The organism is Rathayibacter sp. VKM Ac-2760, assembly GCF_009834185.1.
Taxonomy (GTDB): Bacteria; Actinomycetota; Actinomycetes; order Actinomycetales; family Microbacteriaceae; genus Rathayibacter.
This window is the reverse complement of the sequence record NZ_CP047173.1, coordinates 3,532,698-3,555,078: the sequence shown is the minus strand read 5'-3', so window position 1 is coordinate 3,555,078 and position 22,381 is coordinate 3,532,698. Positions and strand designations below refer to the sequence as shown.

Genomic DNA, 22,381 nt, shown 5'->3' with positions numbered 1-22,381 from the left:
GCTCAGTCGTGAGCATCCGAGTCGGCACCCGCGCGAGCGCGCTCGCGGTGGCGCAGACCCGGATGACCGCCGACCTGATGGCGCGGGCCGCCGGCGTGCCGGTCGAGCTGATGCGCATCGAGTCCGACGGCGACCGGATGCGCGGCTCGCTCGCCTCGCTCGGCGGCACCGGCGTCTTCGTCAGTGCGCTGCGCGACGCGCTGCTCGCCGGGCGCTGCGACGCGATCGTGCACTCGCTCAAGGACCTGCCGACCGCGCCGGTCGAGGGCCTCGTCCTCGGCGCGGTGCCCGAGCGCGAGGACCCGCGCGACGCGCTCTGCGCCCGCGACGGAGCCACCCTCGCGACCCTGCCTCAGGGGGCTCGGGTGGGCACGGGCTCTCCGCGGCGGAAGGCGGCGCTGCTCGCCGCCCGCCCCGATCTCGAGATCGTGGACATCCGCGGCAACATCGACACCCGGCTCGGCCGCGTCGCGGCGGGGAGCTCGTCGCCGCTCGACGCGATCGTGCTCGCGCTCTCCGGCCTGCGCCGCCTCGGCCGGACGGACGCCGTCACCGAGGTGCTCGACTTCGGCGTCTCGCCGCACGCCCCCGGGCAGGGTGCGCTCGCGATCGAGGTTCGCGACGAGGAGCCGACCGACGAGCTGCGCGCGGCCCTCGCCGCCGTCGAGCACGCCCCCACCCGCGCGGCGATCACCGCCGAGCGCGCCCTGCTCGCCGTGCTCGAGGCGGGCTGCGCGGCACCGATCGGAGCCTCCGCGGCGATCGAGGGCGGGAGCGTCGTGCTGCGCGGCGTCGTCTTCGCGGCCGACGGCTCCGCGTCCCTCTCTCGGGAGGTGGCGGAGCCGATCGATAACGGTTCGGTCGGCGGGGTTCGACACTCGTCGGATTCGCAGTATGGTGGTCGCGAACTGCCCGTCGTCGAAGCCGCGTTCCGCTGCGGCTCTCTGCTCGCTGACGCGCTACTCGGTGCGGGTGCCGCCCGTCTCGCACCCCTGGGAGCCCCTTCGTGATCGTCCCCGCCGCCTACTCCCAGTGGGAGAAGCCGTTGCAGGGCTGGCGTGTGCTGGTCCCCCGCGGCGGTCCGTGGGGTGACGGCGTCGCCGGTGCCCTGCGTGCCAAGGGAGCGTCGCCCGTCGTCGCCCCCATGATCAACTTCGCGCCGACCGACGACTTCCCCGCCCTCGAGCAGGCGCTCGCGGACCTCGAGTCCGGCGCCTTCGACTGGATGACGGTGACGAGCGCGACCACGGTCGACGTCCTCTCCCTCCTCCGCACCACGGTGCCGGCGACCACTAAGGTCGCGGCGGTCGGCGAGACCACGGCCGCGGCGCTCGTGGCGGCCGGCTACTCCGTCGACCTCGTCCCCTCGGAGGACAACTCCGCCAAGGGCCTCCTCGCCGAGTGGGAGCAGGCGACCGGCGGGCAGCATCCGCTCCGGGTGCTCACCCTCCGCTCCGAGATCGCCAAGCCGCTGCTGACCGAGGGCCTGAAGCGCATCGGCCACGACGTCCGCTCGGTCGTCGCCTACCGCACCGTCGGTGTGCAGGTGGAGGACCGGGTCGTCGGCGACGTCGCGAGCGGCGCCGTCCACGCGATCCTGATCACCTCCGGGAGTGTGGCCGAGCAGGTGCAGAAGCAGCTCGGCCCGGTCCCCGAATCGACGCTCGTCGCCGCCATCGGACCGCAGACCGCGAAGGACGCGCGCGCCTTCGGCCTGCGCGTCGACGTCGTCGCCGACGAGCGCTCCGCCTCCTCCCTGATCGACGCGGTCGCCCGCGTCGCCGCGGAGCGCGCGAACCGCTGACGAGTGCGTTTCGCTGCACAACGTCAGCTGAGAAGGGTGGGCCTCGCCTGTCAGCGGAGGGACACCCCTCTCAGCTCACGTTGTGCAGCGATGCGCTGTCCCGTCGGACGCTCACGGGCGATCCAGACCCCGTCGGCGGCGCTGCGGCGCGGTCCACAGGTGCTCGTTCCGGCGGATCATGGCGAAAAGGGCTGCTTCGGTACGAGGCCAGTCGTCCATGATCTGGTGATTGTCGAGCCGAATGCAGAGGTACTCCTGCCGCGCGAGCTCGAGGTCTCGTCGCCGGTCCTCACGGAACTGCTCGGCGGTGGAGTGGTAACGGAAACCGTCACTCTCGAGGACCATCCGCTCGCCGACCAGGTCATCGACATGGCCGACGTGGGGGATGAGGACCTGCGGGCTGACGACCACGTTGTGTCGCCGCATGCTGAGACGGGTCTTCGTCTCGAGGCCTGACTGACTCCGTCCGTCGACCCGGGCGAAGAGGTCCCGCTTCCCGACTGGAGCGACCGCACGGAGAACGGTCAATTCGTCGGCATCGAGCAGACCGAGGTTCAGAGCCGAATCGATCGTGACGATCGCGTCGTCCTCGCCGACGCAGGTGAGGAGGTTCAGGATCGCGGCTCCGATCCCGTCCTGCGAGAACGAGCGTCGGCCCTGCCCGGGCCACCGCCGCCAATGTCCGACTGCCCCGGGACGCAGAGAGTGGACGGAGGAGTCCCCCAGCGCGACGTGCAAGCCCGGCCGCTCGGTGGTCCACAGCCCGAGAGAGTGCAGCAGCGAGACGCACGTGAGCACTCCACCCGCGCGCACAGCAGCGACTTCGACCTCGGGCGCTCCGGCCAACGCGTACCAGCCGCGACGCACGCGAACGATGTCGCCCGTCGACAGAGCACGCTCGACCGCCGATCGGTCGACGCCGCCGGAGCGAAGGCTCCTCGCGGGAGCGAAGCCGCCGCCCGCGGCGAGGAGAGAGGCGAGTTCGTGCACGAGCCGACGATGACCGACGGCCGCTCCGGGCGAGGGCGCCGAGTGTCGATCCGGGGAGGAGAGACCGGCTTCCGCTCCTGGGGAGGAGATGAGGCTGCTGCACTCGGAAGGTGCCCATCGGGGCCGGTTTAGGCTGGACGGCATGACCGCGATCCGCCCGCGGCGCCTCCGCACCACGCCGGCCCTGCGCCGGCTCGTGCGGGAGACGCGCGTCCACCCCGCCCAGCTCGTCCTCCCCCTCTTCGTCGCCGAGGGGATCACGGAGCCCCGCCCGATCGGCTCGATGCCGGGGGTGTCGCACCAGTCGCTCGACAGCGTGCGGCGCGCGGTGACCGAGGCGGCCGAGGCCGGACTCGGCGGCGTCATGCTCTTCGGGGTGCCGACCACGCGCGATGCGGTGGGCTCCGGGGCGACGGATCCGGACGGCGTGCTCAACGCCGCCACCCGCGCCGTCGTCGAGGAGGTCGGCGACGCCCTCGTGGTGCAGACGGACCTCTGCCTCGACGAGTTCACCGACCACGGCCACTGCGGCGTGCTCGACGAGCGCGGCCGGGTCGACAACGACGCGACGCTGCTCCGCTACGAGCAGATGGCGCTCGCGCAGGCCGAGGCCGGCTCGCACCTGCTCGGACTCTCCGGGATGATGGACGGCCAGGTCGGCGCGATCCGCGCGGCGCTCGACGGCGCGGGGCACCTCGACACCGCGATCCTCGCCTACTCGGCGAAGTACGCCTCCAGCTTCTACGGCCCTTTCCGCGAGGCCGTGCAGTCGACGCTCGAGGGCGACCGGCGCACCTACCAGCAGGACCCGGCGAACCGCCGCGAGGGCCTCCGCGAGGCGACGCTCGACCTCGCCGAGGGCGCGGACGTCGTGATGGTGAAGCCGGCGATGTCGTACCTCGACGTGCTGTCCGACGTCGCCGCGATCTCGGACGTGCCGGTCTGGGCGTACCAGGTGTCCGGCGAGTACGCGATGATCGAGGCGGCCGCCGCGAACGGCTGGATCCAGCGCGAGGCGGCGATCGTCGAGTCGGTCACCGGCATCGTCCGAGCCGGCGCCGACGCCGTGCTGACCTACTGGGCCGTCGAGCTCGCGAACGACCTGCTCAGGTAGGCACATCCTCCGTGAAGGGTCCGCGCCGTATCGTGGTCGGGTGACTCCCACCGCGAACGACACCCTGTACGAGCGTGCCCGGCACGCGATCCCCGGAGGCGTCAACTCGCCGGTCAGGGCCTTCCGCTCGGTCGGTGGCACCCCGCGGTTCATGGTGTCGGCGACCGGCCCGTACATCACCGACGCCGACGGCCGCGAGTACGTCGACCTGGTCTGCTCCTGGGGTCCGGCCGTGCTCGGCCACGCGCACCCCGAGGTCGTCGCCGCGGTGCAGGAGGCGGCCGCCCGCGGACTCTCCTTCGGCGCGTCGACCCCGGCCGAGACCGAGCTGGCCGAGCTGGTGGAGGCGCGGATCACGGCCGGCGGAGTGTCGCCGATCGAGAAGCTGCGGCTGGTCTCGACCGGCACCGAGGCGACGATGACCGCGATCCGCCTCGCCCGCGGCGTCACCGGCCGCGACCTGCTGATCAAGTTCTCCGGCCACTACCACGGCCACTCCGACGGCCTGCTGGCCGACGCGGGATCGGGCCTCGCGACGCTCGCGCTGCCCGCCTCGGCCGGGGTGACCGCGGCGACGGCGGCGCAGACGATCGTGCTGCCCTACAACGACCTGGACGCGGTGCGGGCGGTCCTCGCGGAGCGCGGCTCCGAGATCGCCGCCGTGATCACCGAGGCGGCCGCCGCGAACATGGGCGTCGTCCCGCCCGAGCCGGGCTTCAACGCCGCACTCGCCGAGCTGGTGCACGCCAACGGCTCGCTGCTGATCATGGACGAGGTGCTGACCGGCTTCCGCGTCAGCGCCGGCGGCTGGTGGGGGCTGGAGAACCGCGACTCCGAGGCGCCCTACGTCGCCGACCTCTTCACCTTCGGCAAGGTCATCGGCGGCGGCATGCCGGTCGCCGCGCTCGGCGGCCGCGCGGACGTGATGGACCACCTGGCCCCGCTCGGGCCGGTCTACCAGGCGGGCACGCTCTCCGGGAACCCGGTCGCCGTGGCCGCGGGCATCCGCACCCTGCAGCTCGCCGACGAGGCCGTCTACGCCTCGCTCGACCGGACGTCGCTGACGCTGCAAGGCGAGGTCTCTGCGGCGCTCTCGGCGGAGGGCGTCGCGCACACGGTGCAGAGCGCGGGCAGCCTCTTCAGCTTCATGTTCACCGACCTCGGCCGGCCGGTGCGCGACTACGCCGAGGTGCAGGCGCAGGAGTCGTTCCGCTACCCGGCCTTCTTCCACGCCATGCTCGACGCGGGTGTCTCGCTGCCGCCGTCGGTGTTCGAGGCGTGGTTCGTCTCGGCCGCGCACGACGACGCGGCGATCGGCCGCATCGTGGACGCGCTGCCCGCCGCCGCGAAGGCCGCGGCGGCAGCGCGCCCGCAGGAGTAGGCGGTCGCGCCGGGGTCAGCCCCGGCGCGACACCGACTTCGGCAGCACGAACACCAGCGCGAACGCCGCGATCGCCATCAGCGCGCTGATCAGCATCGCCGGAGCCGCCGCGTCGAGGAAGCCCGACGCCACGGTGTCCGGGCCGGTGATGACGAGGCCGCCGAAGAGCACGCTGCCGATGGCCGCGATGCCGACGGCCGAGCCGATCCGCTGGATGGCCGAGATCACGCCGCTGGCCGCGCCCGCGTCCTGCGGGTCGACCGTCGCGACGATGAACTGCACGTTCGGCGCGATGAAGAAGCCGTTGCCGATGCCGGCGATGAACAGCGGGGCGAGCAGCTGCCAGTTGGTGATCGAGTCCGGGGTCGCGGTCAGCAGCACCAGCCACACCCAGATCAGGCCCACGGCGAGCAGCCCGCTGCCGAGCACGAGCACGTTGCGGCCGAGCTTCGCGGTGAGGCGGTTGCTCTGCGAGGAGCTGACGATGCTGCCGATCGCGAACGGGATCGAGACGAGGCCCGACTCCAGCGCCGTGTGCCCGAGCCCCGACTGCCAGAGCAGCGAGATGGTGAAGAAGATGCTCGTGAACGCCGCGAAGTAGACCAGCGCGAGGATGACACCGCCGGTGAAGGCGGGGTGGCGGAAGAGCGTCGGCGGCACGAGCGGCGCGCGGCCGCGACGCGTGTACGCGACCTCCCAGGCACCGAACGCGGCGAGGAGGATCACGCCGCCGGCGATCGAGAGGAAGGTCCAGAGCGGCCAGCCCTCGTCCTCGCCCTGGATCAGCGGGACGAGCAGGGCGACGAGGCCGCCGGAGACCAGGATCAGGCCGAGCCAGTCGACTCCGCCGCTCGGGGCGCGATCGGCGGACTCGAGCTCGCGGCGGGTCGGCAGCAGGATCGCGGCGGCGATCAGGGTGATCAGACCGATCGGCAGGTTCACCCAGAAGACCAGGCGCCAGCCGTTCTCGTCGCCGAAGCCCTGGATGATCAGGCCGCCGATGATCGGGCCGAGCGCCGACGAGACGCCGAGCACGGCGCCCATCACGGCGAACGCCTTGCCGCGGGCCGGGCCGCGGAACAGGATCTGGATGTACGCGTTGACCGCCGGCACGAACATGCCGCCCGCGAGCCCCTGCACGACGCGCGCGATGACGAGCTGCACGTCGTCCGCGGCCAGTCCGCAGGCGAAGCTCGCGACGGTGAACAGCGCGACGCCGCTGACGAAGACCCACTTGTGCCCGAAGCGGTCGCCGAGGCGGCCGGCCGGGATGAGGGCGAGGCCGAAGGCGAGCGCGTAGCCGGAGATGATCCAGGACAGCGTGGACTCGGAGGCGTCGAGGGTCGTTCGGATGGTCGGCAGGGCGACGTTGACGATCGTGGTGTCGAGCAGGGCGATGAACATGCCCGCGAGGAGGACCACGAGGGAGCGCCAGGCCCGGCGGTCGGGGGCCGGGGGAGCGCCGGTCGCGCGGTCGGTCGACGTCTCGGTCATGCGGAAGGGGCCTTTCGAGCGGCGGGAGAAAGGGGGTGGGGGATGCGGGACCACCCATCGGGGGTACGACCGCATGTGAACTCTCGCAGGAGCAGCCGGGTTTCTGCACGTCTCGGCCTGTGGGGGCCTTCAGGGTGCGAACGCGCCGATCCGAGTTCCGCGCCGATCACCGACCTTTCGAATGTTTCGAATAGGGTGATCGGCATGAGCTCGACAGGAACCGCCCGCTCGCGACCCCGCACGTACCTCCCCCCTCAGGGCCTCCACCGACGGGATGTCGTCGATTTCGCCCGACGGCTCTCGACGAGGGAGGGCACGGCCCGGAAGTCCGCGGAGCTGATCTCGCCCGAGGGGGAGACGCTGCGCATCCCGGGCGAGATCTTCGACGCTCTGGTCACCGTCGCCAATGCTCTCGCCGTGGGTGACGGTGTGACGGTGATGCCGTCGCGGGCGCGCCTGACCACTCAGGAGGCGGCGGACTTCCTCGGCGTCTCCCGCCCGACCCTCGTCAAGACCCTCGAGTCGGGGGCGCTCGCATTCGAGCTCGTCGGACGGCATCGGCGGGTGATGCTGGGCGATCTCGTGGACTACCAGGATCGTGTCCAGCGCTCGCGACAGCGCGGTCTCGCGGATCTCGTCGCGTCCTCTCAGGAGCACGACCTGTACACCGGTGACCTCCCTCCGTTCGAGCGGTCGGCACCGGTCGAGGAGTAGGCGCGCGTGCACTTCCCGGTCCTTCTCGACACGAACGTCCTCTACAGCGCGAGCCTCAACGACTTCCTGCTCCGGTTGGCGTCGCGAGGAGCGTTCCGGCCGCTCTGGTCGGAGGACGTGCTCGAGGAGCTCACGCGCAACCTCTCGTCCTTCCTCCCTGCGGACGCAGTCGCACGGAGGGTCGGAGCGATGCGGACCCACTTCCCCGAGGCGCTCGTCTCCGGCCATGAATCGCTGATCCCGGCGATGACGAACCACCCCAAGGACCGCCATATCCTCGCGGCCGCTGTCCGGGCGGATGCGGCCGTGCTCGTCACCTTCGATCTGGACGACTTCCCTGCCGAGTCCGTCGCCGAGTTCGACCTCGAGGTCCGGCACCCCGATGCGTTCCTCCTCGATCAACTCGACCTGCACCCCGGTCTCGTCCTCGACGCGCTGCAGGACTGGTCGGACTCCTGTTCGGCGCCTCCGCTGACCCGCCGCGACCTCCTTCTGATCCTCGACCGGACGGGAGTACCGCGGTTCGCGGAGACGGTCCTGCAGTGGCTCATCCTCGAGTGAGGCGCTCGCGAGGTCGCCGTCAGCGGCGGCGGGACTCGGCGGCGCGGGCGCAGTCGATGCAGAGGGTGGCGGTGGGGCGGGCGGCCAGGCGGGCGGCGCCGATGGGGCGGCCGCAGCGGGCGCAGTCGCCGTAGTCGCCGGCGGCGAGGCGGGCGCGGGCGGCGGCGAGGTCGTGCTCGGTGCGGGCGAGAGCGTCGCGGACCCCGGCCATCCGCGACCACTCGGCGGAGAGCGGGGTGCCCTCCGGGTCGTGCTCGTCGTCGGCCGTGCCGTCCGCGCGGTCGAGGAGGAGCTCGCGGAGGGACTCGTCCAGGCTCGCCGTCTCGCGGCGGGTCTCGGCCTCCTGCTCGGCGAGCTGCGCGTCGAGGAGGCGCAGCTCCTCCTGGTCCATCGGCATCCCTCCATGCTGCCACCGCGGCCCGGGCACGGGGGGAGGAGTGCGCCCCGGGGCGCGGGCGCCGATCGCGGTGGTCGGGGCAGACTAGGGGCATGCCCGTCGTGACCGTTCTTCCCGACCGCCTCGAACTCCGCCTGACGCGTGCCGAGCGCGTGCTCGCCCTGCACCGCGGCGACGTCGTCGTCGAGCGCTCGAGCATCCGCTCGGCGACCGTCACCGAGGACCCCTGGATCTGGGTGCGCGGCATCCGGGCGCCGGGGACCGCGGTGCCGCTGACCATCGCTGCGGGGACCTGGAAGTTCCACGGCGGCAAGGACTTCCTGCTGATCAAGCGCACGGCCGCGGCGGTCGTGATCGACCTGGTCGACGAGGAGTACTCGCGCCTGATCGTCAGCACCAAGCACGCTCCCGAGCTGATCGCCGCACTGCAGCTGGGAACCGTGACGTCGGCGATCCCGGTGATCGAGACGGACGACCTCGTCGTCGTGCCCGCCGTCGCCGAGCAGGCCGCCGAGCGCCTGGCCGCGGCGCAGGCGGAGGAGGCGCCCGTTCCGGAGAAGAAGCCAGCCGCGAAGAAGCCAGCCGCCCAGAAGCCCGCCGCCCCGAAGCCCGCCGCGAAGAAGCCGGCCCCGAAGAAGCCCGCCGCCGCGAAGCCGCGCCCCGACTCCTCCGTCGGTCGCGCCTCGGCCGAGCCGAGCGGCGCGACCGAGGCCGCCGAGTAGCTCGGGTCCCCCGCTCCGGAGCGTCAGCCCCGGACGTCGACCAGTGTGCGACCGTGGGCGCGGCCGGCGAGCACGTCGGCCCCCGCGTCGAGCGCGCCCGCGAGCGGCACGGTCGTGGTCAGCCCGTCGAGCAGCTCGAGGTCGAGGTCGTGGGCGAGCCGGCGCCAGGCCTCCTCGCGCAGCTTGCGCGGCGCCTCGACCGAGTTGATGCCGGCCAGCGTCACTCCGCGCAGGATGAACGGCATCACCGTGGTGGGCAGATCGCCGCCCTGCGCCAGGCCGCAGGCGGCGACGGTGCCGCCCCAGCGGGTCTGCGCGAGCGTGTTGGCGAGGGTGTGCGAGCCGGCCGAGTCGATCGCGCCGGCCCAGCGCTCCGACTGCATCGGCTTGCCCTTCTCGGAGAGCTCGGCCCGGTCGACGACCTCGGTCGCGCCGAGACGGGTCAGCAGATCGCCGTGCTCGTCGGCGCGGCCAGTCGAGGCGATGACTTCGTGCCCGAGGGCCGCGAGCAGCGCGACGGCGATCGAGCCGACTCCACCCGACGCGCCGGTGACCAGCACCGGCCCGTCGCCCGGCCGGACGCCGTGCCGCTCGAGGGCGAGCACGGAGAGCATCGCGGTGAAGCCCGCGGTGCCGATCGCGCCGGCGCGGGCGGAGGAGATCGCTCCGGGGATGCGCAGCAGCGAGGCGGAGTCGACGCGGGCGCGCTCGGTGAATCCGCCGTCGTGCCGCTCGCCGAGGCCGGCGCCGTTGAGCACCACGCGGTCGCCGGAGTCGAAGCGCTCGGCCGCGGCGCCGTCGGCGTACTCGACCGTGCCGACGACGTCGATGCCCGCGATCAGCGGCGTCCGCCGGACGACGCCGGGGCGGCCGGCGAGCGCGAGGGCGTCCTTGTAGTTGACGCTCGAGTACTCGACGGCGAGGGTCACGTCCCCGTGCGAGCGGTCGGGGTCGTCCCGCTCGCTCAGCCGTGCGCGATTCGGGGTCTCGGTGTCGGAGGAGGACTGCTGCTCGACGACGATGGCTCGGAACATGAGCCCACGCTACGCCCGAGCGCGCGGGGCGCGCCCGGGCGGCGGGTCAGTTCAGCGGGCGGGTGCCCTCGGGCAGCGCTCCGCCGGCGTAGAGCGCGGTCGCCGCGTCCTGGAGGGCGGTGAGCGCGACGCGCTGCGTCCACGGGCCGTAGGAGATCCGGGCGACGCCGAGCTCCTCGAAGCGGGCGGGGGCGAGCGAGCCGGGGACGCCGATCACGCTGACGCGCTGCGGTCCGAGCGCCGCCACCAAGCCGGTCACGTCGCTCTCCTGCAGGAGCCCCGGGACGAAGAAGCAGGTCGCGCCCGCATCGAGGTAGGCGCGCCCGCGCTCGATCGCCTCGGCCAGCACCTCGCCGCGGTCGCGGTCACCGGCGCGGAGGAAGACGTCGGTGCGGGCGTTCAGGGCGAAGGGCACCGCCTCCTCCTCGGCCGCGGCGACGGCCTTCTCGACTGCGCGCAGCGCCTCCGCGAGCGGCTTCACCTGGTCCTCGAGGTTGGCGCCGACCACGCCGACGCCGATGGCGCGCCGGACGGTCTCGCCCGCGTCGCCGTAGCCGGCCTCGAGGTCGGCAGAGACGGGCACGTCGACGGCGGCGACGATCCGCTCGATCATGCCGAGGTGCAGGTCGAGCGGGATCCGCTCGCCGACCTCGTAGCCGAAGGTCGCGGCGATGGAGTGGCTCGCCGTCGCGAGCGCGCGGGTCTCGGGCAGGGCGGCGATCGTCGTCGCCGAGATCACGTCCCAGACGTTCACCACCCGCAGCAGCTCGGGGGCGGTGTGGAGGTCGACGAGGGTGCGTCCGCGCGCTTCGATGCTCATGCCTCGACCGTAGGGCCTGCCGACGGCTGCTCGCTGTGCGTCGCGCAGGCGGCGTCGCCGCAGCCCGCGCAGACCACGAGCTGCTCGCGGCAGGCGGGATCGGTGCAGTTGCGCATCCGGCTGGTCGGCTCGGCGCAGGCGGAGCACCGGCCGATCACCTCGGCGTCCGGCGAGAACGTGAGCGAGCCGCGCCCGTCGAAGACGTAGAGCGCCCCGCGCCAGAGCCCGCTGTCGCGGCGGGCCTCCTGGTAGCGGACGACACCGCCGTCGAGCTGGTAGACCTCGCCGAAGCCGCGCGCGAGCATCAGGCTCGAGAGCACCTCGCAGCGGATCCCGCCCGTGCAGTAGGTGACGACCGGCCGCCCCTTGAGGTGGTCGTAGACGCCGGAGTCGAGCTGCTCGACGAACTCGCGCGTGCTCGCCACGCCCGGCACGACCGCGCCGTCGAACCGGCCGATCTCGGCCTCGAAGGCGTTGCGGCCGTCGAAGAGGACGAGGTCCTCGCGCTCGGCGGCCAGAGCGTCGAGCTCGTCGGGCGCGAGGCGCACGCCGGTGCCGACGACGCCCGTCGCGTCCACCCGCAGCTCGCCGGGCGCGCCGAACGAGACGATCTCGTCGCGCACCTTCACCGACAGACCCGGGAAGTCGAGGCTGCGGCCCTCGTCGTCCAGCCCGGAGCCGTCGCTCCACTTCACCTCGAGGCCGCGGAAGGCGGAGTGCTCGCGGGTGCGCCGGACCCAGCGCTTGAGCGCGCCCATCTCGCCGCCGAGCGTGCCGTTGATCCCGTCCTCCGAGAGCAGGACGCGGCCGCGCAGTCCGAGGTGCTCGCCGAGCTCGCGCTGCCAGAGCCGCACGGACTCGGGGTCGGCGAGCGGCACGAAGCGGTAGAACAGCAGGATCTTCGGCAGCACCGGGTCATCCTACGAGGGCCGGGCGGGGACGACGAAACGCTCCCGCAACGCAGGTGTGGCAGCATCTCCGGGTGACCGACGCCCGCCTCCCCGTGCCGCACAGCCGCCTCGAGGACGCCTTCGGGCTCGTGACGGGCGCGTTCGTGGTCTCCCTCGGTCTCTTCCTGCTCCGGGCGAGCGAGGCCGTGACCGGCGGCACCGCGGGTGTCGCGCTGCTGCTCGGCTACGCGGTGCCGATCCCCTTCGGCGTGATCCTCGTCGTGGTCAACCTGCCGTTCCTGGCGCTCTCGCTCTGGAAGAAGGGCTGGCGGTTCACCCTGCGGACGATGTCCTCGATCGTGCTGGTGTCGCTGCTCGCGGGGCTGCACCCGCTCGCGTTCGGAACGCTGCGCATCGACCCGGTCTACGGGGTGCTCACCGGCGACGTGCTCGCCGGGATCGGGCTGCTGATCCTGTTCCGGCACGGCTCGAGCCTGGGCGGCTTCAGCATCGTCGCCCTGATCGCGCAGGAGCGGTTGGGCTGGCGGGCGGGCTACGTGATGATGGCGCTCGACGCCTGCGTGGTCGCGGCGGCGCTCCTGGTCGTCCCGCCGGTGAACGTGCTGATCTCGGCGGCCGGCGTCGTGGTGCTGAACCTCGTGCTGGCCTTCAACCACCGGCCGGGCCGCTACCTCGGTTCCTGAGCGCCGCAACCCCTCGGACCTGCGGCGCGGGGTTCCTAGGCTGGTCCTACGGCGCGCGACTGCCGCGCCCGAACGGAGAACCGGATGTCCGACTGGAACTACGACCCCTACGCCCGCCTCGGCGAGGTGCCGACCTTCACCCTCGAGAGCGACGACATCAGCGACGGCGCCGCGCTCGCCGCGCGCCACTACGGCGAGGGCTCGGGCGGCGAGGACGTCTCGCCGCAGCTGCGCTGGTCGGGCGCGCCCGCCGAGACCAAGAGCTTCGCGGTGACGGTGTACGACCCCGACGCGCCGACGGGCTCCGGGTTCTGGCACTGGGCGGTCTACAACTTGCCCGCCGACACCACCGAGCTGCCCACCGGCGCCGGTGCGGCCGGCTTCGAGCTGCTGCCCGCGGGCGCGCAGACTCTGCCGAACGAGATGCGGCTGCGCCAGTTCATCGGAGCGGCACCGCCGGACCGTGAGCACCGCTACTTCTTCGTCGTGCACGCGCTCGACGTGGAGGAGCTCGAGCTCGACCCGGAGTCGACGCCGGCGATCCTCGGCTTCAACGCGCACTTCCACACGCTGGCCCGCGCGCAGATCGTCGCGACGGCGACGCCGGACGGCGCGAAGGGCTGAGCGCCCCGGGTCTCGATACGCCGCTCCGCGGCTACTCGACCGGCAAGGAAGCGTGCTGATCGAGTAGCCCGCGGAGCGGGCGTCTCGAGGTCCCGCGCTACCCGAAGAGGGTGCGCGCCTCCTCGTAGCGGGAGTCGGGCACCGTCTTCAGGGTGCCGAGGGCCTCGGCGAAGTCGACGTGGTAGATGTCGGTGCCGCGCAGCGCGACCATGCGGCCCCAGTGCTCGGCGACGACGGAGTCGGCGGCGGCCATGCCGAGGCGGGTGGCGAGCACCCGGTCGAAGGCGCTGGGCGTGCCGCCGCGCTGGATGTGGCCGAGCGTGGTCGCGCGGGTCTCGATGCCGGTGCGGTCCTCGATCATCGGGGCGAGCATCTCGCCGATGCCGCCCAGACGCGGGCGGCCGAAGGCGTCGAGGCCGCGCTCGGAGTGCGCGTCATCCATCGAGTCGAGCGAGAAGCCCTCGGCGACGACGACGAGCGGGGCGCGACCGCGGTCCTGGGCGCTCTGCACCCACTCGACGATCTGCTCGATCGAGGTCTTCTTCTCCGGGATGAGGATGACGTGCGCGCCCGCAGCCATGCCGGAGTGCAGCGCGATCCAGCCCACGTGCCGGCCCATGACCTCGGCGACCATGCAGCGGCCGTGCGAGTCGCCGGTGGTGCGCAGGCGGTCCATCGCGTCGGTGGCGATGCCGACGGCGGTGTCGAAGCCGAAGGTGTAGTCGGTGGCGCCGAGGTCGTTGTCGATGGTCTTGGGGACGCCGACGATCTTCAGGCCCGCGTCGGTGAGGCGCTTCGCCGCGGCGAGGGTGCCCTCGCCGCCGATCGCGATGATCGAGTCGATGCCGTTGCGGTCCATCATCGCGGCGATCTTCTCGGGGCCGCCGTTGTCACCCTCGAAGGGGTTCGTGCGGCTGGTGCCGAGGATGGTGCCGCCCTGCTTGGCGATGCCCTGGATCTCGGGCCGCCCGAGGGGGAGGAGGTCGCCGTCGACCACTCCGCGCCACCCGTTGCGGAAGCCCACGAATTCTTGGTCGTACACCTTGATGCCCTTGTACACGGCACCGCGGATGACGGCGTTCAGCCCGGGGCAGTCGCCCCCGGAGGTCAGGATCCCGATCTTCACCCGCTCAGAGTAGAGGACGCGGAGCCGGGGTCGGGTCGCCCGTCCCGCGCGGGAACGACGAAGGGCCCCTCCTCGCCGCCTCGAGGAAGGGCCCTTCATCGTCGTGGGGTCAGACGCCGCCGTTGGAGGCGGTGTTCACCACACCGTTGACACCGTCGGGGAAGAATCCGCCCTTGACCACGGGGCCGGGGTTCAGGTAGACGATGTTGAGGACCTGGCCGGGGCTGCGGCTGAACGCGATGCCGTCGGCGTCGGTCGGCTGGATGTTCGCCGCACCGTTGACCTTGACACCCTGGTCGAGGTCCGTGGGGCCGTCGAGGCTGTCGCGGGCGTCGGACAGCTTGCCCGCCTGCACGTCGAGACCGGCGCCGTAGATCGCCGAGCGGATGGCACCGGCGTGGTACGCCTCCACCGCGAGGATGCCGGCGGCCGCCTCCAGGTAGAGCTTCGACTGGATGAGGGGGGCAGCGCCCTTGTAGGCGGTGACTCCGACGTCCTCGAAGACGAAGGCGCCGAGCAGGAAGTTCTGCTCGTTGAGGAACGGGTCGAACGTGCCGCCCGCGGGGATCAGGCCGGCCGCGGCCGCCGCGGCGTTGAAGCTGGCCGTGAGGTTGATCGTCGGGCGGGAGACGGCGGCGGCGCCGAGCTGGCCGCGGAGGAACTTGACGTGCGCCTTCTCGTCGTTGGCGACCTCGCGGGCGAAGGACTTCAGCCACGGGGTCTTGAACGGGACGGCACGGCCGCCGGTGACGCCGCCGAGCTTGCCGGTGCCGGTGGTGTCGCTGCTCCCGAGACCCGAGCCGGTGACGGCGCGGAGGTAGAACTCGGCCTCGAGGTACTCGAGGTTGAGCGCGAAGTTGAGGACGGCGGCGTCGCCGGGGCCCTCGGCCGCGACCTCTTCGGCCGAGGCGGCGGGGGCGGAGGCCAGGGCCGCCGCTCCGATGCCGAGTCCGGCGATGCCGGTGGCCTCGAAGAAGCGGCGACGGTCGAGGCCCGTCTCCGAGCTCCTGACGATCGCGTTGCGGATGAATGTGGTGTCGAACATGTGCGCATCTCCAGTGATAGGCGGTTGGCCGGGCTGACGGACTGTGCCGCGACAGCGCGAAACTACGCCTGATTCCGACCGTCTGACCAGCGGTTTCGCACGATGGAATCTGCGCATGTGTTCTTCCGCTCTGAACCAATCCGGGGCGGCCCCCGCTCCGAACACGTCGTGGATGGCAGTTCTGCGGGACACCTCCTCGGCGGTCCTCGGACAAGTCCTCTCCGCAGGTGTCGGACCCCGCGATTACCATCGCAGCGTGTCGACCGCCCTCCCCGCTCCCGTGCCGTTCCTGGTCACGGTGTACGCGCCCGCCGTGCCGGTGAGCCTCGCGCTCACCCTGCGCACGCTGCTGCGCGGCTCGGGCGACCCGACGATGCTGATCGACGCGACCGGCTTCTGGCGCGCGTTCCGCACGCCGCTGGGCCCCGGCACGCTGCACCTGCGGCAGGCGGCCGACGGCGCCGTGCACGCGCGGGCCTGGGGCGAGGGCGCCGAGTGGCTGATCGACCACGTCCCCGAGCTCCTCGGCCACGGCGACGACTGGAGTGCGCTCGATCTCTCGGCGCACGGCCCGCTCGCCGAGGTGCTCCGGCGCTCGGCCGGGCTCCGGCTGACGCGGGCGAACCTGGTCTTCGAGATGCTGGCGCCATCGATCCTGGAGCAGAAGGTCACCAGCACGGAGGCGTGGCGCGCCTACCGCGCGCTGGTCCGGCTGCACGGCGAGCCGGCCCCCGGGCCGGTGCCGCTGCACGTCGCGCCGTCGGCCGAGCAGTGGCGGCGGGTCCCGTCCTGGGACTGGCACCGGGCCGGCGTCGACCCGCGGCGCTCGCGCACCGTGCTCACGGCGGCGCTGGTGGCGAAGGGGCTGGAGCGCACGCTCGCGCTGGGTCGCGGCGGCGAGGTCGTGGCCGCGCGGCTGCAGTCGGTGCCCGGGATCGGGCCGTGGACGGCGTCCGAGGTGATGATGCGCGCCCACGGCGACCCGGACGCGGTGAGCGTCGGCGACTACCACCTTGCCGCCGCGGTGGGCTTCGCGCTGACCGGCCGCCTCGGCGTCGACGACGACGGGATGCTCGAGCTGCTCGAGCCGTGGCGCGGCCACCGGCAGCGGATCATCCGCCTGATCGGCACGAGCGGCGCCCGCAAGCCCCGGCACGGCCCGCGGATGACGATCCAGGACCACCGCCGGCACTGAGCCAGCGGCACTGAGCCGGCAGTGCGCTCCCGGTCTCAGGCGCCGAGCGCCTCCAGCACCGCCATCGCCGCGTTGTGCCCGCCGAGGCCCGAGACGCCGCCGCCCCGGCGCGCGCCGGCGCCGCAGAGCAGCACCCGCGGGTGCTCGGTGGCGACGCCCCAGCGCTGGGCGGGCGTGTCCAGCGGTTCGTCGTCCTCCGCGAACGGCCAGGACAGCGGGCCGTGGAAGATGTGGCCGCCGGGCAGGCCGAGGCTCTCCTCCAGGTCGCGGGTCGTTCGCGTCTCGATGCAGGGGTTCCCGTCGGCGTCCGCGAGGAGCAGGTCGCGGATCGGCTCGGCGAGCACGGAGTCGATCGAGTCGAGGATCGCCGCCTCCAGCCGCTCCCGGGTCGGAGCGTCGTCCCCGGTCAGCAGGCGGTCGGGCGTGTGCAGGGCGAAGACCGTGAGCGTCTGCGCTCCGGTGGCGGCCAGCTCGGGGGAGAGGATCGTCGGGTCGGTCAGCGAGTGGCAGTAGATCTCGCAGGGGATCACCGAGGGGACCCGGCCCGCGCCGGCCTCGCGGAGGGCGTCGTCGAGCTGCCGGTAGCCCTCGTTGACGTGGAAGGTGCCGCCGAAGGCCGCCTCCGGGCTGACGCTCTCGTCGCGCAGGCGCGGCAGGCGGCGCAGGACCAGGTTGACCTTGGTCTGCGCTCCCTCGGGGCGGGCGACGGCGCTCTCGCCGCCGAGCAGCCGGTCGAGGACGAACGGCGCGACGTTCGAGAGCACGAACCGCGCGCGCACCCGCCGGCTGCGGGGCCCGCGCCGGTAGACCACCTCGCCGTCGGGGTCGACGCTCGTCACCTCGGCGCCGGTGAGGATCCGCGCGCCGGCGTCCCGCGCCGCCCGCTCCAGCCGGCCCGAGACCGCGCCCATCCCGCCGACCGGCACGTCCCAGTCGCCGGTTCCGCCGCCGATCACGTGGTAGAGGAGGCAGCGGTTCTGCGCGAGATCGGCGTCGCCGGCGCCGGCGAAGGTGCCGATCAGCGCGTCGGTGAGCAGGACGCCGCGCGGCAGGTCGCCGGCGATGTTCCGCTCGATCACCTCGCCGATCGGCCGCTCGATCATCGCGCGCCAGACGTCGTCGTCGGCCACGAGCCGCCGCGCCTCCTCCCGGCGCAGCAGCGGCTGGGTGAGCGTGGGCCAGAGTGCGCGCGCCAGCCGCGAGGTGTGCCGGGAGAAGTCGGCGAACGGCTCGGCGTCGTCGGCGGCGCCGATCCTCGCGAAGGAGGCGGCGGTCGCTGCGGCGTCGCCGGTGTCGACGAGCAGCCCGCGGCTCGGGTCGGCGGGGTCGGGGGTGTAGGAGGAGTAGCGGCGCCGCACGAGCGGCACGTCGACGCGGAGATCGGCGAGGATCGACGGGGGCAGCAGGCTGACGAGGTAGGAGTAGCGGCTGAGCCGCGCCTCGACACCGCGGAACGGGAACTCCGAGACGGTCGCGCCGCCCGCGTGCGCGCCGCGCTCGAGCACCACGACGTCGAGGCCGGCCTGCGCGAGGTAGGCGGCCGCAACGAGACCGTTGTGGCCGGCGCCGACGATCACGACGTCGACCGCGGGATCGACGGCGGCATCGGTGCGCAGCGGGCCGGGTGCGGTGCCGCTGCGCTCGGAGACGTCTCGGGGTCGGTGCCTGTCGCGTCGGGCCATGGTTCCCAGTCTGCCGAGTGTGCACAGATCTGCCCAGTGAGCACAGAGGGAGCGACACGACCGGCCGCCGCGCCGCCTCGGGCTTAGCCTCGGGGGATGGAGAAGTCGACGTCCTCAGCCGTGCCCGGGAACGACCCGGAGCAGGAGGAGACGGTCGAGCCCGATGCGAAGACCGGCGGCGCGAGCGCCGCCGACGAGAAGGTCGATCGGCACGCGCTGAGCGACACCGGCCAGTACCAGACCGGCGTGGCGCTGCGGCTGCCCCGGCAGAAGCCCGAGTTCGACACCGAGGCGCCGGTCCTCGCCCGGGTCGAGGCGCTCGTGCGCCGCTGGCTCGTGCGCAGCCGCGCCTTCCCGATGGACCCGGCCGCGCAGCGCCTCGCCGGCGTGCTGCAGGACCCGAACGGCCTCGACTTCGCGGTCGGCTTCGTCGACGGGGTCGCCCGCCCGGAGGATCTGACGGTCGCGGCGGAGAACCTCGCCGCGCTCACCGCGAAGACCCCCGCCTTCCTCTCCTCCTCGCTGCGCGCCGCGGTCGCGACCGGCGGCGCCGTCGGCCCGGTGCTGCCGTGGATCGTCGTCCCCGCCGCCCGCCGGGTGCTCCGCCGGCTGGTCGGCCACCTCGTCGTCGACGCGTCCGACGCCCGGCTCGGCTCGGCGATCCGCCGGCTGCGCGAGAGCGGCGACCGCCTGAACCTCAACCTGCTCGGCGAGGCCGTGCTCGGCGAGCGCGAGGCCGACCGCCGGCTCGAGGGCGCCCGTCGCCTGCTCGAGCGCTCCGACGTCGACTACGTCAGCATCAAGGTCTCGAGCATCGCCAGCCAGCTCTCGATGTGGGCGTTCGACGAGGCGGTCGACCGCGTGGTCGAGCGGCTCACTCCGCTCTACCAGTTCGCCGCGGCGAGCCGGGAGCCGAAGTTCATCAACCTCGACATGGAGGAGTACCGGGACCTCGACCTCACGGTCGCGGTGTTCCGGCGTCTCCTCGACCAGCCGGGCATGCAGCAGCTGGAGGCCGGGATCGTGCTGCAGGCCTACCTGCCCGACGCGCTCGGCGTGCTGAGGTCGCTGACGGAGTGGGCCACCGAGCGCCGGCGCGGCGGCGGAGCGCCGATCAAGATCCGCATCGTGAAGGGCGCGAACCTCGCGATGGAGCGGGTCGACGCGGCGCTGCACGACTGGCCGCTCGCGACCGTCGGCAGCAAGACCGAGGCCGACACCAACTACAAGCGCCTGCTCGACTGGGCGCTGCGCCCCGAGCGGACCGACGCGGTGCGCCTCGGCGTGGCGGGCCACAACCTCTTCGACATCGCCTGGGCGTGGATCACCGCGAACGAGCGCGGGGTCGCGGACGCCGTCGAGTTCGAGATGCTGCTCGGCATGGCGACCGGGCAGGCGCGCGCCGTCCGCGAGGACGTCGGCCGCCTCCTCCTCTACACGCCGGTCGTGCACCCGCACGAGTTCGACGTCGCGATCTCGTACCTGATCCGGCGCCTCGAGGAGAACTCGAGCCCCGAGAACTTCCTCTCCGCCGTCTTCGAGCTCGAGGACGAGGCCGTGCTCCAGCGCGAGCTCGGCCGCTTCCGCGCCTCGCTCGACGCGCTCGACGCGCTCGACGACACGGTGCCGGGGCGGAACCGCAGCCAGGACCGCCTCCGCGAGTGGTCGTCCGGCTCCGGTCTGCGCCTGGTGCGCGAGCACGCCGGTGCTGGCGCCCGCGTGCAGGACCCGGCGGCCGAGGGCCTCACCCAGGCGGTGCTGGGGCTGAACCGCGGCTCCGGTGCGGCCGCGAAGACCAGCGCCTTCCGCAACGAGCCGGACACCGACCCGGCGCTGCCCGGCAACCGCCGCTGGGCGCGGCTGATCACCGACCGCATCGCCGGCTCGACCATCGGCGCCCGCGCGGCCGACCGCGCGCGGATCACCGACGCGGCCGAGCTCCAGGAGCTGCTGCGCCGCGTCGCGCGCCGGGCGGAGCGCTGGGGCGAGCGCCTCGGCTACGACCGCGCCGCGATCCTCGACCGGGCCGGCCTGGCCCTCGCCGCCAACCGCGACCGCCTGATCGAGGTGATGGCCGCCGAGACCGGCAAGACCGTCGCCGAGGCCGATCCGGAGGTGTCCGAGGCGATCGACTTCGCCCACTACTACGCCACCCGCGCCCGCGAGCTCGACGCGGTCGGCGGCGCGACCTTCGTGCCCGAGCGCGTCACGGTGGTCGCTCCGCCGTGGAACTTCCCGGTCGCGATCCCGGCCGGCTCGATCCTCGCGGCGCTCGCCGCCGGCTCCGGAGTCGTCGTCAAGCCGGCGCCGCAGGCCCGGCGCTCGGCCGCCGTGCTGGTCGAGGCGCTCTGGGACGCGGGCATCCCGCAGGACCTCGTCGCCCTCGTCGACCTGGACGAGGAGTCGCTCGGCCGCGCGCTGATCACCGACCCCCTCGTCGACCGGGTGCTGCTCACCGGCTCCTACGAGACCGCGAAGCTGTTCCGCTCCTGGCGGCCCGACCTGCCGCTCCTGGCCGAGACCAGCGGCAAGAACGCGATCGTCGTCACGCCGCACGCGGACTACGACCTCGCCGTCGCCGACATCGTGCGGAGCGCGTTCGGCCACGCCGGGCAGAAGTGCTCGGCCGCCTCGCTCGTGATCCTCGTCGGCTCCGTCGCCCGCTCGAAGCGGTTCCGCGCGCAGCTGGTCGACGCGGTCACCTCGCTCAAGGTCGGCTGGCCGAGCGACCCCGCGGTCGCGATGGGGCCGCTGATCGAGCCGCCGACCGGCAAGCTCTCGCACGCGCTGACCGCGCTCGGCGCCGGCGAGTCCTGGCTCGTCGAGCCGCGCCGGCTGGACGAGACCGGGCGGCTCTGGTCGCCGGGCGTGCGCGAGGGCGTCACCGAGGACAGCTACACCCACCTCACCGAGTTCTTCGGGCCGATGCTCGGCATCATGCACGCGGCGACCCTCGAGGACGCGATCCGGCTGCAGAACGCGACCGACTACGGCCTCACCGCCGGGCTGCACTCGCTGCGCTCGGACGAGCTCGCCCTCTGGCTCGACTCGGTCGAGGCGGGCAACCTGTACGTCAACCGCGGCATCACCGGAGCGATCGTGCGGCGGCAGCCGTTCGGCGGCTGGAAGCGCTCCAGCGTCGGCGGTGGCGCCAAGGCCGGCGGCCCGAACCACCTCATCGGCCTCGGCTCCTGGAAGCCCTCGCCGGCCCGCCCGTCGACCACGCTGCACCTGCGCGGACTCGACGACCGCGCCCGGCAGTTCATCGAGGCGGCGCAGTCCTCGCTCCAGTTCGAGCAGTTCGATCTGCTGCGCCGCTCGGCGCTCTCGGACCAGCTCGCCTGGGCGACGGAGTTCGGCGTCGTCAGCGACGTCTCGAACGTGGGCGTCGAGCGCAACCTGTTCCGCTACCTCCGCGTGCCGGTCGCGCTGCGGCTGGCCGACGGGGGAGACCTCGGCGAGCTCCTCCGCGTGATCGCGGCCGGGCTGCTGGTGCGGGCGCGGCTGGACATCTCGACCTCGCTCCCGCTCCCGCCCAAGGTGGCCGAGATGCTCGCGGGCGACGAGCTGATGGAGCTGGCGGGACTCGCGCCGAAGGCGGTCGTCGAGTCGGACGCGCAGTGGCTCGCCCGCGCCGCGGCCGGCCGCATCACCGCGTCGCGCATCCGCATCGTCGGCGACATCGTCTCGGACCGGGTGGACGCCTTCGGCGGACCGCAGGGCGGCACCGCGCCCTCGCTCGGCCCGGACGCCTCGGCCGAGGCGCTCCAGGTCGGCCGGGACGCGACGCGCTCTTTCACCGACGTGGTCAGCGGGCTGACCCGCGGCAGCACCGGCAGGCCCGTGCCGCTCGTCCGAGCCGACGGCTCGCGGGTGCCGCTCTCGACGGCGCTCGCCGAGGCCCTCGGCGGCTCGCCCGACGTGGCGATCTACGCCGACCCGGTCACGCCGGCCGGTCGCGTCGAGCTGCTGCCGTTCCTCCGCGAGCAGTCGATCTCGATCACCAACCACCGCTTCGGCGCACCGATCGACCTCTCCGACGACGTGGTGTGAGCCGACGTGGTGTGAGCTAGTTGTAGCAGCA

Annotated in this window: 20 protein-coding genes; 11 read left to right on the top strand and 9 right to left on the bottom strand. The window is 73.3% G+C overall.

Going from position 1 to position 22,381, the window contains the following annotated elements; translation table 11 throughout:
• The first annotated feature begins 8 nt into the window (after nt 1-8).
• Nucleotides 9-1,010, top strand: coding sequence for a hydroxymethylbilane synthase (gene hemC, locus GSU72_RS16240; protein ID WP_159985962.1), 1,002 nt, complete (start codon nt 9-11; stop codon nt 1,008-1,010).
• Nucleotides 1,010-1,804 (top strand): uroporphyrinogen-III synthase, encoded by a 795-nt coding sequence (locus GSU72_RS16235; RefSeq protein ID WP_159986890.1) that lies wholly within the window; start codon nt 1,010-1,012, stop codon nt 1,802-1,804. The genes hemC and GSU72_RS16235 overlap by 1 nt, the downstream gene beginning before the upstream one ends.
• A 111-nt stretch (nt 1,805-1,915) precedes the next feature.
• Here GSU72_RS16235 and GSU72_RS16230 read toward each other — a convergent pair whose 3' ends face one another.
• On the bottom strand, nt 1,916-2,794 hold the full coding sequence (locus GSU72_RS16230) for a type IV toxin-antitoxin system AbiEi family antitoxin domain-containing protein (RefSeq protein ID WP_159985961.1): 879 nt from the start codon (nt 2,792-2,794) through the stop codon (nt 1,916-1,918).
• Between the two features lie 142 nt (nt 2,795-2,936).
• Here GSU72_RS16230 and hemB point away from each other — a divergent pair, with 142 nt between their 5' ends.
• Nucleotides 2,937-3,908, top strand: a complete 972-nt coding sequence (gene hemB, locus GSU72_RS16225; protein ID WP_159985960.1) for a porphobilinogen synthase — start codon at nt 2,937-2,939, stop codon at nt 3,906-3,908.
• Nucleotides 3,909-3,948: 40 nt separating this feature from the next.
• Nucleotides 3,949-5,289 (top strand): glutamate-1-semialdehyde 2,1-aminomutase, encoded by a 1,341-nt coding sequence (hemL, locus tag GSU72_RS16220; protein ID WP_208545082.1) that lies wholly within the window; start codon nt 3,949-3,951, stop codon nt 5,287-5,289.
• A 15-nt stretch (nt 5,290-5,304) separates the two neighbouring features.
• On the opposite strand, the gene GSU72_RS16215 is transcribed toward hemL, so the two are convergent.
• Complete coding sequence (locus GSU72_RS16215) at nt 5,305-6,783, bottom strand: MFS transporter (protein ID WP_159985959.1); 1,479 nt, start codon at nt 6,781-6,783, stop codon at nt 5,305-5,307.
• Between the two features lie 204 nt (nt 6,784-6,987).
• On the opposite strand from GSU72_RS16215, the gene GSU72_RS16210 reads away from it, so the two are divergent.
• Nucleotides 6,988-7,497, top strand: coding sequence for an excisionase family DNA-binding protein (locus tag GSU72_RS16210; RefSeq protein ID WP_159985958.1), 510 nt, complete (start codon nt 6,988-6,990; stop codon nt 7,495-7,497).
• 6 nt (nt 7,498-7,503) lie between these two features.
• Nucleotides 7,504-8,058, top strand: coding sequence for a PIN domain-containing protein (locus GSU72_RS16205; protein ID WP_159985957.1), 555 nt, complete (start codon nt 7,504-7,506; stop codon nt 8,056-8,058).
• 19 nt (nt 8,059-8,077) lie between these two features.
• Here the strand turns inward: GSU72_RS16205 and GSU72_RS16200 are convergent, their stop codons facing one another.
• Entirely contained in the window at nt 8,078-8,455 is a 378-nt protein-coding gene (locus GSU72_RS16200; RefSeq protein WP_244255856.1) for a TraR/DksA C4-type zinc finger protein, read from the bottom strand.
• A gap of 92 nt (nt 8,456-8,547) precedes the next feature.
• On the opposite strand from GSU72_RS16200, the gene GSU72_RS21685 reads away from it, so the two are divergent.
• Complete coding sequence (locus tag GSU72_RS21685; protein WP_244255855.1) at nt 8,548-9,177, top strand: hypothetical protein; 630 nt, start codon at nt 8,548-8,550, stop codon at nt 9,175-9,177.
• 23 nt (nt 9,178-9,200) lie between these two features.
• Here the strand turns inward: GSU72_RS21685 and GSU72_RS16185 are convergent, their stop codons facing one another.
• Genes GSU72_RS16185 through GSU72_RS16175 form a run of 3 tightly spaced genes read right to left on the bottom strand, consistent with a single transcriptional unit; the run spans nt 9,201 to nt 11,939 of the window.
• Nucleotides 9,201-10,211 carry an MDR family oxidoreductase gene (locus GSU72_RS16185; protein WP_159985956.1) on the bottom strand — a complete coding sequence of 337 codons (1,011 nt, stop codon included), beginning with the start codon at nt 10,209-10,211 and terminating at the stop codon, nt 9,201-9,203.
• Between the two features lie 46 nt (nt 10,212-10,257).
• Complete coding sequence (locus GSU72_RS16180) at nt 10,258-11,031, bottom strand: isocitrate lyase/phosphoenolpyruvate mutase family protein (RefSeq protein WP_159985955.1); 774 nt, start codon at nt 11,029-11,031, stop codon at nt 10,258-10,260.
• Nucleotides 11,028-11,939 carry a rhodanese-related sulfurtransferase gene (locus tag GSU72_RS16175; RefSeq protein WP_244256140.1) on the bottom strand — a complete coding sequence of 304 codons (912 nt, stop codon included), beginning with the start codon at nt 11,937-11,939 and terminating at the stop codon, nt 11,028-11,030. The genes GSU72_RS16180 and GSU72_RS16175 overlap by 4 nt, the downstream gene beginning before the upstream one ends.
• Nucleotides 11,940-12,013: 74 nt before the next feature.
• On the opposite strand from GSU72_RS16175, the gene GSU72_RS16170 reads away from it, so the two are divergent.
• Entirely contained in the window at nt 12,014-12,625 is a 612-nt protein-coding gene (locus tag GSU72_RS16170; protein ID WP_159985954.1) for a YitT family protein, read from the top strand.
• An 84-nt stretch (nt 12,626-12,709) separates the two neighbouring features.
• Nucleotides 12,710-13,249, top strand: a complete 540-nt coding sequence (locus tag GSU72_RS16165) for a YbhB/YbcL family Raf kinase inhibitor-like protein (RefSeq protein ID WP_159985953.1) — start codon at nt 12,710-12,712, stop codon at nt 13,247-13,249.
• A gap of 97 nt (nt 13,250-13,346) precedes the next feature.
• On the opposite strand, the gene GSU72_RS16160 is transcribed toward GSU72_RS16165, so the two are convergent.
• On the bottom strand, nt 13,347-14,375 hold the full coding sequence (locus GSU72_RS16160; RefSeq protein WP_159985952.1) for a 6-phosphofructokinase: 1,029 nt from the start codon (nt 14,373-14,375) through the stop codon (nt 13,347-13,349).
• Between the two features lie 109 nt (nt 14,376-14,484).
• On the bottom strand, nt 14,485-15,420 hold the full coding sequence (locus tag GSU72_RS16155; protein WP_159985951.1) for a ferritin-like domain-containing protein: 936 nt from the start codon (nt 15,418-15,420) through the stop codon (nt 14,485-14,487).
• A 256-nt stretch (nt 15,421-15,676) separates the two neighbouring features.
• Here GSU72_RS16155 and GSU72_RS16150 point away from each other — a divergent pair, with 256 nt between their 5' ends.
• The gene (locus GSU72_RS16150; RefSeq protein ID WP_159985950.1) at nt 15,677-16,615 is read left to right on the top strand and encodes a DNA-3-methyladenine glycosylase 2 family protein; all 939 of its coding nucleotides are present in this window, start codon (nt 15,677-15,679) and stop codon (nt 16,613-16,615) included.
• 35 nt (nt 16,616-16,650) lie between these two features.
• Here the strand turns inward: GSU72_RS16150 and GSU72_RS16145 are convergent, their stop codons facing one another.
• Nucleotides 16,651-18,297, bottom strand: a complete 1,647-nt coding sequence (locus tag GSU72_RS16145) for an NAD(P)/FAD-dependent oxidoreductase (RefSeq protein WP_159985949.1) — start codon at nt 18,295-18,297, stop codon at nt 16,651-16,653.
• 357 nt (nt 18,298-18,654) lie between these two features.
• Between GSU72_RS16145 and GSU72_RS16140 the strand changes: the two genes are divergently transcribed.
• Nucleotides 18,655-22,350 carry a bifunctional proline dehydrogenase/L-glutamate gamma-semialdehyde dehydrogenase gene (locus GSU72_RS16140; protein WP_159986886.1) on the top strand — a complete coding sequence of 1,232 codons (3,696 nt, stop codon included), beginning with the start codon at nt 18,655-18,657 and terminating at the stop codon, nt 22,348-22,350.
• Nucleotides 22,351-22,381 lie beyond the last annotated feature (31 nt).

What these genes read in the sequence shown, in the direction of transcription:
- GSU72_RS16165 (WP_159985953.1), top strand. Translation starts at nt 12,710, where the DNA reads ATGTCCGACTGGAACTACGACCCCTACGCCCGCCTCGGCGAGGTGCCG.
- hemB (WP_159985960.1), top strand. Translation starts at nt 2,937, where the DNA reads ATGACCGCGATCCGCCCGCGGCGCCTCCGCACCACGCCGGCCCTGCGC.
- GSU72_RS16185 (WP_159985956.1), bottom strand. Translation starts at nt 10,211, where the DNA reads ATGTTCCGAGCCATCGTCGTCGAGCAGCAGTCCTCCTCCGACACCGAG.
- GSU72_RS21685 (WP_244255855.1), top strand. Translation starts at nt 8,548, where the DNA reads ATGCCCGTCGTGACCGTTCTTCCCGACCGCCTCGAACTCCGCCTGACG.
- GSU72_RS16145 (WP_159985949.1), bottom strand. Translation starts at nt 18,297, where the DNA reads ATGGCCCGACGCGACAGGCACCGACCCCGAGACGTCTCCGAGCGCAGC.
- GSU72_RS16215 (WP_159985959.1), bottom strand. Translation starts at nt 6,783, where the DNA reads ATGACCGAGACGTCGACCGACCGCGCGACCGGCGCTCCCCCGGCCCCC.
- GSU72_RS16140 (WP_159986886.1), top strand. Translation starts at nt 18,655, where the DNA reads ATGGACCCGGCCGCGCAGCGCCTCGCCGGCGTGCTGCAGGACCCGAAC.
- GSU72_RS16155 (WP_159985951.1), bottom strand. Translation starts at nt 15,420, where the DNA reads ATGTTCGACACCACATTCATCCGCAACGCGATCGTCAGGAGCTCGGAG.
- GSU72_RS16200 (WP_244255856.1), bottom strand. Translation starts at nt 8,455, where the DNA reads ATGCCGATGGACCAGGAGGAGCTGCGCCTCCTCGACGCGCAGCTCGCC.
- GSU72_RS16210 (WP_159985958.1), top strand. Translation starts at nt 6,988, where the DNA reads ATGAGCTCGACAGGAACCGCCCGCTCGCGACCCCGCACGTACCTCCCC.
- GSU72_RS16180 (WP_159985955.1), bottom strand. Translation starts at nt 11,031, where the DNA reads ATGAGCATCGAAGCGCGCGGACGCACCCTCGTCGACCTCCACACCGCC.